Raw genomic sequence first — 16,987 nt, forward strand, 5'->3', positions numbered from 1 at the left:
GACTCGGCTGACACCACCACGCTTAGCCTGACAGCAACCGATTCGGTCGCTGAAGGCGGCTCAATCGTCTACACGGCGAACCTGACCCATGCGGCCGGCACGCCGGTGACCGTGACATTGAGCAACGGCGCAGTGATCACCATCGCCGCCAACGCCACCAGCGGCTCCGTGACCGTCAAGGCACCGGCCGACGACGTCTATAAAGACGCGGGCACGGTCCAGGCGACCATCAACAATGCCACCGGTGGTAATTTCGAGAACCTGGTCAAAAGCCCGGCGGCGGCCATCACCAGTGTCACCGACACTCTCGACCGGACCGAAGTCAGCATCACCGGCAGCACCTCGGTGACCGAAGGCCAGACCGCCAGTTACACCGTCAGCCTGACGAGCCCGGCGCAGACCGAAGTCACCCTGAAGATCACCTACAGCGGCACCGCTGCCGACGGTTCGGATTTCACCGGTGTGTACACCGTGAAAATTCCGGCGGGCGCCAGCACGGCGAATTTCAACGCTGCGACGCTGGACGACAGAATCACCGAAGGCACTGAAAACTTCGTGGTCAAGATCGACTCGGCCACCGGCGGCAACTTCGAGAACCTGGCGATCAGCGCGACCAACGGCAGCATCAGCACCGCGATCGTCGACAACGATGCGCCGCCCGTGCTCGACCTGGACGCCAACAACTCCAGCGGCGCCACCGGTGCCAACTACAACGTGACCTTCACCGAAGGCACCACGGGCCAAGGCGTATCGATCGGCGACACCGACCTGAAAATCACCGACCCGGACAGCACGATGCTGACCGGCGCGACCATCGTGCTGACCAACCGTCAGCCGGGCGATGCGCTGAACCTGGGCAACAGCGTCAACGGCATCTCCATCAATGCCAACAGCAAGGAGGGCACCGTCACGCTGACGTTGTCCGGCAACGCGACGCTGGCCGACTACATGCAGCAGATCAAAAACATCAGTTTCACCAACAGCAGTGAAGACCCGAGCACCGTGCCGCGGATCATCACCGTGACGGTGACCGATGGCAGCAACTACTCCAACACCGCGACCACCACCGTCAACGTCGTGGCAGTGAACGATGCGCCGACCGCCGCGCCGGTTAACCTCACCGGCACCGAGGACACCCCGCTGATCCTCGGCTGGTCGACCTTCGGCGTCAGCGATGTCGACAGTCCGGCCGCCAGCCTCGGCGTGAAAATCACCGGCCTGCCGGGCGAAGGCAAATTGCAGTACCTGAACGGTTCGACCTGGACCGACGTGACGACCAACCAGACCCTCTCCAAGGCTGACATCGACGCGGGTAAGGTGCGTTTCTTGCCGGACGCCAACGAATCCGGCGCCAATGGCTACGGCGGCACCGGCGTGGGCAACAATCTGGCGGACTACGCACAGATCAAGTTCCAGCCAACCGACGGTTCGCTGCTGGGCAACACCGGCACGATCAAAATCGACATCACGCCGGTTGCTGACGCTCCGGCCTTGAGCGTTGCGGACAATAGTGTCAAATCCACCGGACTGATCAAGGAAGTCTGGACCGGCCTGTCGGGCCTCGGCACCGACGGCAGCGGCGCGGCGACGAACACGCTGAAGTCGGTGATCGATGCAGCCGGCAAACCGAACAGCAGCACCACCGTGACCAACGTGCAGTCCGACGGCAGCGTGACCTCTGGCACCGCGTCGAAAACGTCCGGCCTGATCTACCTCGAAGCCGGCAAGACTTACAGCTTCAGCGGCACCGGTGATGACAGCCTGCTCGTGACCATCGGCGGTAAGACCGTGGCCAGCGCGCTCTGGGGCGCGGGCGGCAATCTGAGTGGTTCGTTCACCCCGACCGCCAGCGGCTACTACACCCTGGATATCTACCACCACAACCAGAGCGGCCCGGGCAGCTATGACGTCAACCTGTCGGTCAACGGCGGGGCGGCGGTCGACCTGAGCAGCGCGGGCGTGCCGTTGTACACCGGCGTTGCAGACCTGGCCGCTTCCGGCGTGACGGTTTCCGACCTGCACGGCACCAACGGCGAAGGTTACTACGACGGCTACAAGCTCAACGAAGCGGCCGAAGGCACCAGCGTTCACTTGTCTGCGATCAAGACTGCGCTCACGGACACTGACGGCTCCGAAAGCCTGATCGTGAAGATCAGTGGCATCCCGGCGGGCTCCGTGCTCACCGATGGCGCTGGCCACACCTTCACCGCCAGCACCTCGTCGGGTGAAGCCAACGTCACCGGCTGGAACCTCGGTTCCCTGACCGTGACCCCGCCGCCGTACTACAACGGCCAGTTCAACCTGACCGTGACCTCGACCTCCACCGAGGTTCTCGGCGGCTCGGCGGCCAGCACCGCGACGATCCCGGTCACGGTTTACCCGGCGGTCTACAACGCCGTGACTGCCACGGCGGCCGATGACACCATCACCGGCACCGACGGCAACGACATCATCGTCGCCGACATCGGCGGGCTGACCGTGGTGCCGGGCACCAACTACAACATCGCCTTCATGGTCGACAGTTCAGGCAGCATGAGCGCCTCGTCGATCAGCGCCGCCAAGGACTCGCTGACCGCGGTGTTCAACACGCTCAAGCAGAGCATGGGTGGCAACTCGGGCACCGTGAACATTTTCCTCGCGGACTTCGATAACCAGGTGAACAAGTCTGTTTCAGTGAACCTGAACGATCCGAATGCGCTGATCCTGCTCAAAGCGGTGCTGGATTCCATGGCGTCCGGCGGCGGCACCAATTACGAAGACGTGTTCAAAACCACGGCGAACTGGTTCCAGAGTGCCGACGCCATGGCCAACACTGGAGCGAAGAACCTCACTTACTTCATCACCGACGGCAAGCCGACCTACTACCAGAGTGGTGAGTCGACCAACCCGACCCTGTTCGGCGGCGTGAAGCTCGATGACGTCATCACCACCACCAATTACAAATTGGGGCAGACCTTTTCCGGTTATCTGGACAGCACTCACTACCTGACCATCGATAACTCCGGCACCGTCACGCTGCAGACGTACAAGAGCTCGTGGGGCGGTTACTGGAGCAGTTCCGAACTGGGCACCATTCGCGCCGAGGGCAACGGCACTTACGAGCTGTCCTATCGCGACGGCAATGGCAGCAGCACCGGCTCCAGCGCCATCGACAACTCGACCAGCAGTTTCGCGCTGCTGGACAAGGTGTCGACGGTAGAAGCCATCGGCCTGAACAAAGACGTCACCCTCAGCGACCTCAAGCCATACGACTCGGACAAGACGCCGCAAACCAACATCGATCCGAAAGACCTGGCCAACTCGATCATCGGTCACACCGAAGCGACCATGCCGGGCTCCGACACGGTCAATGGCGGCGACGGTAATGACATCCTGTTCGGCGACCTGGTGAGCTTCAACGGCATTGCCGGCGAGGGTTATCAGGCGATGCAGGCGTTCGTCGCCAAAGAAACCGGCGTGGACGTCAGCAAAGTCACCACCAGCAACGTGCACCAGTTCATCACCGAGCACTACAGCGCATTCGATGTGTCCGGTGCCCATGACGGCAACGACACACTGCTGGGCGGCGCGGGCAATGACATTCTCTTCGGCTCGGGGGGCAACGACCTGCTCGACGGCGGCAAGGGCAATGACATCCTGCTCGGCGGCTCGGGTAACGATTCGCTGATGGGCGGTCAGGGCAACGACATCCTGATTGGCGGTTCGGGTGCCGACACCTTCGTCTGGAAGGCTGGCGACACCGGCAACGACGTGATCAAGGACTTCAAGGCCAGCGAAGGTGACCGCATCGACTTGCGCGATCTGCTGCAAGGCGAAACCGGCAGCACCATCGATAACTTCCTGAAAATCAGCACCGTTGATGGCGTGTCGTCGCTGCAAGTCAGCTCCGGCGGCAAGTTCAACTCAGGCGATGCGGCGGCCGCAACGCCGGATGTGACGATCAAACTGGAAGGCAACAACTGGTCCAGCGCCAACCTGCACTCGTTGATTGCCGGCAGTGACCCGACCATCAAAGTCGATCACAACAACAGCTGATCCCACGAAAAACGGCCGCCCTTATGGGGCGGCCGTCACGTTTGTGCCCATCCCCCCGGTGACGATTTCGTCGCCGCACCGCATACTCGCGTCCAGTTGGCCTATGCTGCTGACAGCATGACGCTGGTTCATTTCTGAGGGATGCTCAATGTTCTACGTGCAACGCGATGCGCAAGGTCAGTTAGTGCGCGTGGAAGCCGCGGCCTACGCCGAGGCCACGGAAACGCTGCCGGCCGACCACCATGAAATCCAGGCCTGGTATGCCAACGAAGTGATGGAAAGCAGCCTCAAGCAGCTCAAGCAGAGCGACCTGGAAATGATCCGGGTTCTCGACGACTTGATCCAGGTGCTGACCAGCAAAGGCGTGATCCGCGTCACCGACCTGCCGGCCGCGGCCCAGGCCAAACTGATGGACCGGACCCAGGCTCGAGAGGCGTTGGGTGGGTTGAGTCAATTGATTGATGATGATGAGACGGGGTTGATCTGAGGCTTCGGCCTTTGATGTTGTCTGTGCTGATGCCATCGCGGGCAAGCCCGCTCCCACAGGGTTTTGGGGTGACCCGGATACAGTGGTCAACACAGCTCCACTGTGGGAGCGGGCTTGCCCGCGATGGCGGACTGACTGACGACTCAGCTATAAAGCCTCACTGCCAAGGCTTGGGCTCACCAAACAACTGCCCCTGAACCCCATACAACCCCATCTCCCGAATCACCAGCAACTCCCCTTCGGTTTCCACCCGCTCGGCAATCAACGGCAGATCAATGCTATGTGCCGCCCGCTGGATCGCCTCGATAAACAGACGCTTGTCGCTTTCCTGATCAATCGCGCGGATGTAACTGCCGTCGATCTTCAAATACGCCAACCCCAGCCGCGCCAGGTTGCCGATCATGCTGAAGCGCCCGCCAAACCGTTGCAGGCTCAACGAGAACCCAAGCTCACGCAGGCGCCGCGTCAGTTCTTCCAGCATCGCTTGCTCGGGCAGTTGCTCCTCGCCGATTTCCAGGGTCAGCCGCGGTCCGAGATCGGAGTGAGCACGCAAAATCTCGAAGACTTTGTTCAGCGCCTGCGGATCGGCCAACGTCGCCGAAGACAGGTTCAGCGCCAGCGATTCCTCATGCTCGGCCATCTGCTCAAGCACCAGCTCCAACATCAGCCGATCCAGGCGCGCGGTCCAGCCGAAGCGCTCGAGCCACGGCAGGAAGCGTCCGGCGGGAATGGTTTGGCCTTCATCGTCGATCAACCGCGACAGCACCTTGTAATGCAGCACCAATTGCGTGTCCTGGCTGGCGACCACCGGCTGGAAATACAACTTGAAACGCTGCTGAGTCAACGCCTGATCCAGCAACTTGTGCCAGGCGTGATGGTCATCCCCGACGCTGGCCGAGGCGCTGTGATCCAGGCACGCCCAGCTCTGTTCACCCTGACCTTCAGCCTGAGCCAACGCCTGGTCGCCCAACCCCAACACGGCCTGCGGTGAGTCGCCATGAATAAACGGCGCGAGACCGATCGACGCGACCGAGGCCACGTCCGTGGCGCCGGTCGCATGCAGGCTCGCCAAAGCGCTGTCGAGGTTCTGCGCCAGTTGCAGCGCTTCTTCGCGCACCAGTCCCGGCGCCAGCACGGCAAACTCACCGCCACGGATCCGCGTGACGAGGTTCTGCGTTTCCGGGTACTTGGCGCACTCGCGGGACAGTTGCTCGCCCACGGCCTGCAACAATTGGTCGGTGCGCTGACCGCCCAGACGCTGGTTCAAACCAGCCAGGTCCTTGACCCGTAACAGCAGCAGATAACCCGAACTCGCCTGCTCCGGGTTGCTCACCCGGGCGTTCAATTGCATCTCGAAATAGCGACGGTTGGCCAGCCCCGTCAGGTTGTCCTGGTAGGACTCGACCCGCAGTTTTTCACTGCGCTCGGCCTGCTCCTGGAACAGCGCCTTGAGCTTCTCGACCATTTGATTCATGGCCTGCACCACTCGGCGCAGTTCCGGTGTGCGCGGCAGTTCCGGCAGGCTGAGGAATTCGCGGCGAGCGATGGCGTGGGATTGCTTGACCATGTAGTCCAGCGGCTTCAGTTGTCGACGCAGCAACAGCGCGCCCAATACCGCGCTCACCGCGCCGCAGATCAGCAACCAGCCGAGGCTGCCCAACGCGCTCTGCCACAGTTTGGCCAATGCGAACATCGGATGGCTGACCACCTCGACCCGCGCCGCCTGCTCCCAGCCACGGCTGACCAGCGCATCGCCGCCGGCCGGTTCCAGACCGATCATTTTGACGAACCAGTCCGGCACGTTGTTCACCGCTGGAATGCCGCTGCGCTCGACGATGGTCTGGTCAGTCTTGAGGTCAACCACGCGGATGCTCGCGTAGTACCCGCTGTCGAAGATCGAACTGACCAGCAGCTCGACCATCGCCGGGTCGTCGATGTTCGGCGTCAGGGACAGCGCCAGTGCCGTCGCGGCGTCCTGGGCGTGGGAGCGCAACTGGTTGACGTACTGGGTGCGCGAGCTTTCCAGGCTGACCATGAAGCTGCCGGTGAAGGCGACCACCAGGAATAGACAGATAGCGATCAACAGCTGTTTGAACAAAGACATCTGAGCGCGTGCTCCTAGTTAGTCGTCTCGACCGGGAAACCTTCGGCCTGCATTTTCTTCAACACGTCCTGCCAGCGAGACAGGCGTTTGGTATCTCCGACCTTCTTGTTGCCCTTGGCGCCCGGCAACCACAACCCTTCGGCATTGAAAGAGTAGACCGGCAGCAAGTCGGTTCGTTGGCTGGCCGGTTTAATTGCATCGATCAGGCTGTCGAGTACCAGCGGCATGGCCTCGGGGCTCGAATAGTAAGTCAGCACCATGTGCGCGCGGTTCAGGCGCAACGCCTTGACGTAGGTAATGCGCAGCTTGTCACTGGAAACGCCGAGATGGCGCAGGCTGAAGTACTTGGCGATCGCATAGTCTTCGCAGTCGCCAGCGCCCTTCCACAGGGCTTCGATGGGTGTTTCCCAATAATCGACCTCGTGCCAAAGGTCGATGTCCTCAACGTAACGCACCTGTTTGTTGAAAAACTGATTGACCACATTGAGCTGTTCCAGCTCGCTGGCCTGTTTTTGCGTGGCCAGCAACTGCTGCCAGGCATCGATGCGCGGCTTCCCGTCGCCCAACGGCCCGTACAAGACCTGCGCCTTGCGGCTGATCAGCGAAAAATCCCAATCGGCATGCAACCCGCCCAGCATGACGCCGGCCAGCAGCAACGCGCAGCACAGCCAGCGCAAAGTCCGAGGGATCGCGAAACGTACCGCCAATGCGAGGCATCCAGGTCAGGCAGGTGGAATTCGCTTGATGGTGCAGGTTAGCCCGTTAAAAGACAATGGCACGGTGCAATCACTGGCGACACGCTAGACTTTGAATGGTGAGTGACATGAAAAGTCGTGGGCTGCGATCTTTTGTCCGTTTGACAAGCTGCATGGCAGTCACTAGTGTCCATTTGGATCCAAATATTTCAGCCAAACAGGGTGCGTAGTCGTGACACAGAAGCCCAACCCCCTCAGCAGTATCAAGGTCAACGGGCCGATTCCCGCTCACCTCGCACGTTCGGTGATCGAAGAAACCCTGCGTTCGGCCATTCTCGACGGGCGCATTCCCTGCGGCACCGCGTTGCGCCAGCAAGATTTGGCCGACCTGTTCGGCGTCAGCCGCATGCCGGTGCGCGAAGCGTTACGCCAGCTTGAAGCCCAGTCGCTGCTCAACGTCATCGCCCATAAAGGTGCGGTGGTTGCACCGCTGGTTCAGGGCGATGCCGTCGAGACTTATGCGTTACGGATTCTGTTGGAGTCCGAAGCCCTGCGACTGTCGATTCCCTTGCTTGATAAACAGGATTTCGAAGACGCTGCCCGCTATATCGATAACCTGGAAACAGAACACGACTACGCCGAGATCGGGCGGCTCAATCGCCTTTTCCACATGTCGCTCTACAGCAAGGCGCCTAACCGTCGGCTCCTGAGACTGATTGAAGATGGCTTGAACGAAGAGGAGCGCTTCCTGCGTTTCAACCTGGAAGCCATGGGCCTGGGCAAGCTGTCCCAGGATGATCACCGGGCGTTGTTATTGGCCGTCGAAGATCGCGACACCGAGCGTTCGGTGAAGCTGCTCGAGCACCACCTCAACCGCGGTGTCGAGGTCATCACGCGCTACCTCAACAGCCCTGAGGCGCAGAGCAAGAAAACGTCCAGGTAAAACCCGGCGCCAAGCCTGGGCGCGCAGTTCGAACTGCGCGCCGCGCTTGCTGTGAATAATCAACTTACACATCCCCGCTTCAGCGACCGCACGTCCCCTCCCCAAGCCTGCCTTCGATTGACCTCCCTCAAGCTCCATCAATACGCCAGCAAAGATGACGGCCGGGCGATAGCGGCGGCCGTGATTTACGCTCACTCTTGGGTTGCCAACGAATAATGAACGGGCGACGCGCCGCCATGGCGGCGCAGTCCTCGCACCAAGAACCTACGGAAGGAGTCTTGTCACGGGAAAGGAAGCACCGGCGTCAATCCCAGCCAACTTCCACCCCCTTGAAGCATTCAACGGAACAACTTTGAAAGTTGCTTTGAGTGAGGCATTCACTCTTTATTTGAATTTTGACGACACTTCGTCGAAAGGAGCAACTACGCCCAAATAAAACTGACACTTATAGTTTTATTGGAACTTGTCGCGCGCGAAAAAGTTAAACTTTTAAATAATATAAAAATAACTTGCTCGACACTTTATTCGTGTATTAGTTTTTCTCCGCCACCAGTAAACACGGCACCAAATCGACTGTATCGCTCTGGATGACATCAATTTAATTGAGGCATTCGCTCGCCAACAAAAAACGTTAAACGACCGTCACTTATTGATCACATCACCCTTAACGGCATTTCAGATCACTTATAGGCTCGCTCATGAAAACGAATAAAGACCGCCTCAACCAGAAGAAAGCAGAACTTAGTGCACACCCGATTTTCTCTGAAATACATTCACTGTCGGTACTTCAACGGTTCATGGAAACCCATGTCTTTGCGGTGTGGGATTTCATGTCGCTGACCAAACGCCTGCAACAGGAACTGACCTGCGTTCAACTGCCCTGGTTGCCGCCGCGAGATCCGCAGGCCGCGCGTCTGATCAATGAGATTGTGCTGGGTGAAGAGTCCGATGATCGTCCGGCCCAGGGTCATTACAGTCATTTCGAGTTGTACCTGGATGCGATGCGCGAAGTCGGCGCCAGCACGGTCGCCGTGGAACGCTTCGTGGCGTTGCAACAAGAAGGTGTGAGTTACGACGTGGCGCTGCAAAGTGTTGATATCGATCCGGCGGCTGCGCAGTTTGTGCGGCACACCTTGCACACCGCGCTGCACGCGCCGGGACATAGCGTTGCCGCAGCGTTTTTGCATGGTCGTGAGAGCGTTATTCCGCAGATGTTCCAGCGGATTCTCGACGACTGGGGTATCGGCATCGAGCAAGCGCCGACCTTCCGTTACTACCTGGAGCGGCATATCGAAGTCGACTCCGAGGACCACGGCCCCGCCGCTGAAAAACTCCTCGCACGGCTGGTCGACGGCGATCCGCAACGCGAAGCAGACGTCTACGCCAGCGCCATTGCCGCCGTGGAAAGCCGCATTGCTTTGTGGGACGGCCTGCGCCTGAGCATGAGCGAACCGGTTGCGGAGGTGAATGCATGAACGCCGCCGACTACCAATCCTTCGCCGACGCCTGGGAAAGTCGCGCGACCATCCGCACCCGCCCCCGGCGTGTGCTGGAGAACGACGACAAGCTGATCTACCCGTTGAGCCGCCAACCGTTGGTGCTGAGCGAAACCTTCCTGCGCGAATGCCCGGAACAACGGGACTTCGCGCTGGTGCAGACACTCTACAAATTCATCAACGACGTGGTGATTTTCGAAACCGAGATCGTCGACAAGACCGCCCGCAGCATCGCCAAAAATCGCTTCGCCGTGGCGTTCCCGTTTGCCTGTCGCTATGACGCCATGACCGTGGTGGTGGACGAGGATTACCACGCGCTGGTGGCCATGGACTTCATGCAGCAGACCGTCGCCATGACCGGCATCACGCCGATCCGGCTGCCGGATGAAATCGAGCTGAGCCGGGCGATTCCGGCGGCCGTGGCCCTCGCACCGGAGCATTTGCGCAGCGCCGTGGAACTGATCTGCGTGGCCATCGCCGAGAACACCGTGACCGGCGATGTCGCGGCGTTCGCCAAGGACGACACGGTCAAGCAGTCGATCAAGGGCCTGATGGCCGATCACTTGCTCGACGAGGGCCGCCACTCCGGATTCTGGTCGCGGATGGTACGCATCTACTGGCATACCGCGAGCGAAGACGACCGCCAGCTCATCGCGCAAATCCTGCCGGTGTTCATCGGCCATTACCTGACCAACGACATCCAGAAGTCCTTCGACTTCCGCTTGATCGAAGCCTTGCAGATCAGCGACGCGGCACGCCAGGCACTCAAGAACGAAATCTCGGGGCTGGCCTTCCCGATCAATCGTCATCACCCGCTGGTCGCCAACATCGTGCGGTTTTTCCGCAGCAGTTCGCTGCTGGATTCGCCGTGCGTGCAAGACGCCCTCAGCGACTACCTGGTGTAACGAGGAGAACATCATGAGACGTCTCGACATTCTGCTCATTGGGCAAAGCCAGGCCTTGACCGACCTGGCGCTGGAACTTGAACAACAGGGTCATTCGCTGGTGCGGCTCAAGACGTTCGAGGAGGCGCCGTCGTTTGATCTGCTGATTGACGATGCCAGCCAGGCGTTTTCAGTCCCGGGTGATGCGCCGCATCTGACACTGCAACTGGGAATTGGCGTGCCAAACATCACCGGTTTACCGCCGATGGACCTGCTGTGCATGCAGGGATCAACGCTGTTCACGCGCGTGTCGATTGCCGATGAGCCTAGCGGAAACGGCCAGGCCTTGCGCCTGCGAGCGGTGGCGGAGCTGGTGGATCACGTCTCACTGCTGGTCAGCCGATTCTCCCGGGACGCCGAGTATTTTCTCTGCACTGAACCGGCAGCGGCAGCCCATTTAGATCAGGTGGACAATCTGCTGTTTTTAGAACGCCTGGCGTTCGTTCATCAACTCAACAACACGGCTCAACCGTGGCTGCAAGATCTCGCCCGGATCCCGATGATCGAGCGTCTGCAACAGCGCTTCATCGAGTCCGCCGAACGACCTGCGCTGAACATCGACGGCACATCGCTGAGTTATCGGCAATTACACGCCCAGAGCCGTGCGATCCAGCAACACTTGCTGCCGTTGCTCGCACAGCATCAAGGCCCCTTGGTGGTCGGGATCTGCTTGCCGAAATGCAGTGCGTTGTATGCAGGGATCGTGGCGATCCTGGGCAGCGACGCGGTGTACTTGCCGCTGGAGCCGAGCCATCCGCTGCAACGCCAGCAGTACATCCTTTCGAATGCCGGTGCGGTGTTGTTGCTGCATGACGGCCAGCATCCACTCGCCGACGAAATGCCGGGGCTGGACATCAGTCGCATCGACTTCACTGACGTCGACCTCGGTCAACCCTTGATGCGCCAGCGACCCGCTCTCGACGCGCCCTGCATGGCGCTCTATACCTCGGGCACCACCGGGCATCCCAAAGGCGTGCTGCTCAGCCAGGCCAACCTCGCGCACTTCACCGCGTGGTATGCCGACTATGTGCAGCTGACCGAACACAGTCGGGCCTTGCAGTTTTCGTCGTTGAGTTTCGACTCGTCACTGATCGATATTTTCCCGACCCTGCTTGAGGGTGCCGAGCTGATCGTGCCGAACGACGACCAGCGCCGCGATCCGTTGCAGCTGGTCGAGCTGATTCGCCATCAACGCCTCAGCCATGCGTTTTTACCGCCGGCGCTGTTGAGCATTCTGCCGCTGGATCAGCTACAGGTCCTGGATCATGTGATGACCGGCGGCGATGTCTGCGAGCCCTACGTCATCGAACAGCTCACCCGTCAGGGCAATCTCTACAACCTCTATGGCCCGACCGAAGCCACGGTGCTGATCACCGCGCGTCAGCTGCGCGCCGGCGACAGCAACCGCACCCTCGGGGCCCCGATTGCCAACAGCCAGGTGCTGATTCTCGACGAGGCTTTTCAGCCGGTGGCCGAGCAGACCGTCGGTGAGTTGTACATTGTCGGGCCGGGGGTGTGCCTGGGTTATCTGAACAACCCGCAGCAGACTGCCGAGCGTTACCTGGACTTGAACTTGCCAGACGGCCAAAGCCTGCGCGCCTACCGTACCGGCGACATGGCGAAATGGACCCGCGACGGTATCGAGCTGTGCGGACGGCGGGACAATCAGGTGAAAATCCGCGGCTTTCGCGTCGAGCCGGAAGAGATCGAACGCTGCCTGCGCGACAGTCAGTTGTACCGTCAGGTCGCGGTGGTTATCGACAGCCAACGGCGGATTCTGGCCTTCCTCGCGCAACCTCAGGAGAACCAGCCGGGCGTCGCGCGCGAAGCCTTGAAGGCTCATGCGATGCAGTTTTTGCCGGACTACATGCACCCCATCGCTTGGACCGAACTGCCGAGCATGCCGTTCGCCAGTAACGGCAAAGTCGACCGCAAAGCGCTGCTGGCGATGCCGGTGAATGTTGCCGAAAACACGACACGGCGCTTGCCCGCCAGCGCCGATGAAGCGCTGTTGCTGGAGATCTGGGCCGGGCTGCTGGAGCTGCCGGCCAGCGATATTCCGACCGACGAAAGTTTCTTCAATCTGGGCGGCCACTCGATCCTGTTGTCACGGATGTTGCTGCGATTGCGTGAAGAATTCGGCCGCAGCATCTCGATCAACCGCTTCATTGAATTGCCGACGATTGCGAAGCTGGCGACGTTGGTGCGCGGCTCTGGCACCGAGGAAGTCCTGAGCGCGCAAGCGCTGGCGGATGCCTTCCGCGAGCTGGATATTCAGCCGCTGCCCATCAGCCGCATGGGCGATGTGCACAAGGTGATCGTCACCGGCGCCAACAGTTTTGTCGGTGTGCACATCGTCGAGGCGTTGCTGGCGTGGGGCGTCAGTGAAGTCGCCTGCCTGGTGCGCGATGGCGGCGGGCAATCGGCGGCTGAACGCTTCGCTCACGCTTTGCGGGAAAACCGTCTGGAGCACCTGGACCTGAGTCGGGTGCAGGTTTACGCGGCAGACATCACTCGCCCGTCGTTGGGGCTCGATGCGCACGTTTACGAGCGCCTCGATCGAGAGTTCGGCGCGCTGGTGCACAACGCCGCCAACGTCAATCACGTGCTCGATTACGAGTCGTTGGCGCGGGACAACGTCGAGCCGATTTTCGAATGCCTTCGGCTGTGCGAGGGGCGCAGCAAGAAGATCTTCAACTTCGTCTCCACGCTCTCGGCGTCCAGCACGATTGCCGACGATGGCCGAGTGCTGGAATTACCCGCCGCGCAGACGCCGCCGATCTACATCAAGAACGGCTACAACCTGTCCAAGTGGGTCGGTGAACGAATCCTCGAACGAGCGCGTGAACGTGGGGTGAGGGTCAATCTTTATCGCCCCGGCAATATCAGCTTCAACAGCCTGACCGGCGTCTGTCAGCCGCACAAAAATCGCTTGATGCTGATGCTCAAAGGCTCGATCCAGCTCGGCCAGGTGCCGGAGTTCGCGCTGAACTTTGATCTGATGCCGGTGGACTTTCTCGCACGCTTTATTGGCTTCCATGCCAGCCGTTATTCACCTGAAAAAGCGGTGTTCAACCTGCACAACCCCGAGCCCTTGAGTTGGGACGATTACGTCGCGTCATTCCGTGAGGCCGGCCGCGAATTCTCCATGGTCAGCGTCGCCGACTGGCAGCAGCAACTGGGTCGGGTCGACAGCGAAAACGCGTTGTTCGGCGTACTCGGTTTCTACCTCAACGGCTTTGAGGAAGACATCGGCGACATCTCGATGATCGGCCACGCCAACGCCCAGGCCGGCGTGCGGCAGATGGGCGCGCACTACCCGGAAAAATCCCCGGCGCTGCTGCGTCGCGGCTGCGACTACCTCAAAGAAATCAATTTCATCTGATTCACTCAAACCCAATGGAGCAAGACCATGAACAATCTGCAACCCGATACCCTGATCAAAAACCCTCAAGGCTGCCACGTCGTATCTTGCGTCGAAGTGCCGGCGGATGCCGCGCAGGTCTGGGCGGTGGTCGGCAACTTTGCCGGCTTCGATCAATTCATTCCGGCGTTGTCGCACATCGAGATGACGGGCGAAGGCGTGTCGTCGCTGCGCAAGAAATTTTTCAAGGACGGCAACCTGGTGGTCGAGCAACTCAACTCGCGGGATGACCAAGCACTGAACATGACGTGGACCACGATTTACAACACGCTGGGTGTGGCCAATTTGTGGGCGGCGATGAGTGTTGAACCGCTGGGCGCGGGCAAGTCGCGGGCGACCTGGACCATCATTGCCGAACCGGCGCAGGGAGGTGCCGAGGCGTTGCCGGGGTTCAAGGAGTTTGTGCAGGGGTTTGCGGATGACGCGATGAATAATGTGTTGAAGCTGTTTGTGTAGGGCTTTGGTTCAGCGGTGACTGATCCACCGCTATCGCGAGCAGGCTCGCCCCCACAGGGTTTAGCGTGAACCTGTGGGAGCGAGCCTGCTCGCGATTGAACGATAACGCGGTAGACCTGACCTGAATCAGATCTTGAAGCTGTCAACCAACTGCTTCAACCGGTTCGCCTGCAACGACAACGCATCGCAATCCTTCAACGTTTCATTGAGGTTCGCCACGCTCTGCTGGTTCAGCAAGTTGATCTGGTTGACGTCGACGTTGAGGGTTTCCACCACTGCGGTCTGCTCTTCGGTCGCCGCGGCTACCGACTGGTTCATGCCGTCGATTTCGCCGATGCGCTGGGTAACACTGACCAGTCGCAAGCCCGCCTGGTTCGCCACTTCGACACTCTCTTCGCTGGAGACCTGACTGGCATTCATGGTCGTCACCGCTTCGCGAGAACCGATCTGCAGCGAGGTGATCATTTTGTGGATCTCTTCCGCCGACTCCTGCGTGCGATGCGCCAGGTTGCGCACTTCGTCCGCCACGACCGCAAAACCGCGACCGGCTTCACCGGCACGCGCCGCTTCGATGGCGGCATTGAGCGCGAGCAGGTTGGTCTGCTGGGAAATACCTTTGATCACATCCAGAATGTGCCCGATGTTGTCAGTGCTGGCGTTCAGGGTTTCGATCTGGGTGCAGGACAGGCTTATTTTCTGCGACAGCTCGGTCATGGCCAGGATGGTTTTCTCCACCACCTGACGACCATCATCCGCCTGTTCGCTCGCACCACTGGCATGCTGCGAGGCATCGGCAGCATTGCGGGCGATTTCCTGGGTCGCGGCACCCAATTGGTTGATGGCGGCGGCCACGCTGTTGGTGCGCGCGCTTTGCTCGTCGGAGCCGATGATCGAAGCGTTGGACGATGCCATTACGCGTTGCGACAAATCGTGGACCTGGCGGGTCGCCGAGGACACTTCGGAAATCGATGCGTGAATCCGCTCCACGAACTGGTTGAACGAACCACCCAACTCGCCGAACTCGTCCTTGCTTTCCACGGCCAAACGACGGGTCAGGTCGCCTTCGCCCTGGGCGATGTCCTGCATCGCGCGGCCCATGGTGGTCAGCGGACGCATCAGCACGTTGATCAGCAGGCTCAACAGCACGGCAATAACACTGACGGCGATGAACATTGCAATCAGCGCCGAGGTACGGAATTGGCTCAGTGGTGCGTAGGCCTTGTCCTTGTCGATCGACAGACCGATGTACCACTCGGCATTCGGCAAACCGCTCACCGGGGTAAACGACAGAATGCGGTCCTGCTTGTTCAGGGTGACGTCCTGATTGCCCTTCTCGATGCGCACGCCAGAGTTTGGATAAATGTCCTTCAGGTTTTTCATCACCTGGTCTTTGTCCGGGCTGACGATCACCTGACCGTCGGCACTGACCAGGAACGCATGGCCGATACCACCGAAGTCCACGGAGTTGATGATCTTCACCAGGGTCTCCAGGCTCAGATCACCGCCGACCACGCCGAGCAATTCACCGTTCTTTTTCACCGGCATGGCGATCGTCACCACCAACCCACCGACGGCGGCCATGTACGGCGGCGTCAGCATGGTCTTGTCGGCAGCCACGGCTTGCTTGTACCAAGGGCGCTGACGCGGATCGTAACCGTCCGGCATCTTCGCGTCAGGGCGTTGGGTGAACACGCCATTGGCCTGGCCAACGTAGGTGAACTGGAAGTTCGAGGTGAACGCAGGTTGATCCACCAGGCCGGGAAGGTCCGCATTGGCGCCTTGATGAGCGACGTTCTGGGCGAGGTTTTCCAGTACCAGCACACGGCCGCTCATCCAGTTCTGCACGCTGCTGGCGGTCAGATCGCCGGCTTGCTGGACGGAGGATTCGAGGTTTTGCCGAATGGTGTTTCGCTGCAGATAGTCGTTGTACAAAGTGAACAACGCAAAAGCCAGCACCACGACGCCAGAGGCGGCCAAAAGGATTTTATGGCTGAATTTGAGATTCATTTCATGGGACTTCTTATGCAAAAAGTGGGGATGCGTTCCAGGTGCAACATTCCATGTAACAGCGCAGGCGGCGTTCTTCGGCCGCTCTACTTTGGTGCACGCATGTCTCATCAGTCTGTCGGCACTAGCCGGAGAAATCTTAGGGATTTATATGAAATGGTCGATATTCCCGCCGAACGGCGTGCTAGAGCGGCTGACGGTCAATGTACCTCTTGAATACCTGGGAATGCTGGGGAAGGACGTGACGCAGATGTGGCATGTCACGCAGGGGACAATGGCCCGAAGTTTTATGGAGCTAAAACGACAAAACCCCTGTCTGCGTTAGCAGACAGGGGTTTTGGAATTCAATCTTGACGATGACCTACTCTCACATGGGGAAACCCCACACTACCATCG

10 protein-coding genes are annotated in these 16,987 nt (G+C 59.9%); 7 read left to right on the forward strand and 3 right to left on the reverse strand.

Annotated elements, in window-relative coordinates; translation table 11 throughout:
* Together K0F88_RS31605 and K0F88_RS31610 are read left to right on the forward strand one after the other, a co-directional pair.
* A partial coding sequence (locus K0F88_RS31605; protein ID WP_219097824.1) for an immunoglobulin-like domain-containing protein occupies nucleotides 1–4,035 on the forward strand: 4,035 nt, incomplete at its 5' end.
* A 148-nt stretch (nucleotides 4,036–4,183) separates the two neighbouring features.
* Nucleotides 4,184–4,522, forward strand: a complete 339-nt coding sequence (locus K0F88_RS31610) for a tryptophan synthase subunit beta (RefSeq protein ID WP_094469745.1) — start codon at nucleotides 4,184–4,186, stop codon at nucleotides 4,520–4,522.
* 157 nt (nucleotides 4,523–4,679) lie between these two features.
* Here the strand turns inward: K0F88_RS31610 and lapD are convergent, their stop codons facing one another.
* Together lapD and lapG are read right to left on the reverse strand one after the other, a co-directional pair.
* Nucleotides 4,680–6,626, reverse strand: a complete 1,947-nt coding sequence (gene lapD / locus K0F88_RS31615) for a cyclic di-GMP receptor LapD (RefSeq protein ID WP_219097825.1) — start codon at nucleotides 6,624–6,626, stop codon at nucleotides 4,680–4,682.
* Nucleotides 6,627–6,640: 14 nt separating this feature from the next.
* Nucleotides 6,641–7,333 carry a cysteine protease LapG gene (gene lapG, locus K0F88_RS31620; protein ID WP_219097826.1) on the reverse strand — a complete coding sequence of 231 codons (693 nt, stop codon included), beginning with the start codon at nucleotides 7,331–7,333 and terminating at the stop codon, nucleotides 6,641–6,643.
* A 220-nt stretch (nucleotides 7,334–7,553) separates the two neighbouring features.
* Here lapG and K0F88_RS31625 point away from each other — a divergent pair, with 220 nt between their 5' ends.
* The 5 genes from K0F88_RS31625 (at nucleotide 7,554) to K0F88_RS31645 (ending at nucleotide 14,584) form a co-directional block, all read left to right on the forward strand.
* The gene (locus K0F88_RS31625) at nucleotides 7,554–8,264 is read left to right on the forward strand and encodes a GntR family transcriptional regulator (RefSeq protein WP_219097827.1); all 711 of its coding nucleotides are present in this window, start codon (nucleotides 7,554–7,556) and stop codon (nucleotides 8,262–8,264) included.
* Nucleotides 8,265–8,962: 698 nt separating this feature from the next.
* Nucleotides 8,963–9,739 (forward strand): DUF3050 domain-containing protein, encoded by a 777-nt coding sequence (locus tag K0F88_RS31630; protein ID WP_094469749.1) that lies wholly within the window; start codon nucleotides 8,963–8,965, stop codon nucleotides 9,737–9,739.
* On the forward strand, nucleotides 9,736–10,665 hold the full coding sequence (locus K0F88_RS31635) for a diiron oxygenase (protein ID WP_094469750.1): 930 nt from the start codon (nucleotides 9,736–9,738) through the stop codon (nucleotides 10,663–10,665). The genes K0F88_RS31630 and K0F88_RS31635 overlap by 4 nt, the downstream gene beginning before the upstream one ends.
* Nucleotides 10,666–10,678: 13 nt before the next feature.
* The gene (locus K0F88_RS31640; RefSeq protein ID WP_219097828.1) at nucleotides 10,679–14,089 is read left to right on the forward strand and encodes a non-ribosomal peptide synthetase; all 3,411 of its coding nucleotides are present in this window, start codon (nucleotides 10,679–10,681) and stop codon (nucleotides 14,087–14,089) included.
* A 27-nt stretch (nucleotides 14,090–14,116) separates the two neighbouring features.
* Complete coding sequence (locus K0F88_RS31645) at nucleotides 14,117–14,584, forward strand: SRPBCC family protein (protein ID WP_094469752.1); 468 nt, start codon at nucleotides 14,117–14,119, stop codon at nucleotides 14,582–14,584.
* 126 nt (nucleotides 14,585–14,710) lie between these two features.
* Here K0F88_RS31645 and K0F88_RS31650 read toward each other — a convergent pair whose 3' ends face one another.
* Nucleotides 14,711–16,591, reverse strand: coding sequence for a methyl-accepting chemotaxis protein (locus tag K0F88_RS31650; protein ID WP_219097829.1), 1,881 nt, complete (start codon nucleotides 16,589–16,591; stop codon nucleotides 14,711–14,713).
* Nucleotides 16,592–16,987 lie beyond the last annotated feature (396 nt).

The sequence above is a fragment of the Pseudomonas sp. UMAB-40 genome (assembly GCF_900095275.1).
In the GTDB taxonomy this organism is placed as follows: Bacteria; Pseudomonadota; Gammaproteobacteria; order Pseudomonadales; family Pseudomonadaceae; genus Aquipseudomonas; species Aquipseudomonas mandelii_B.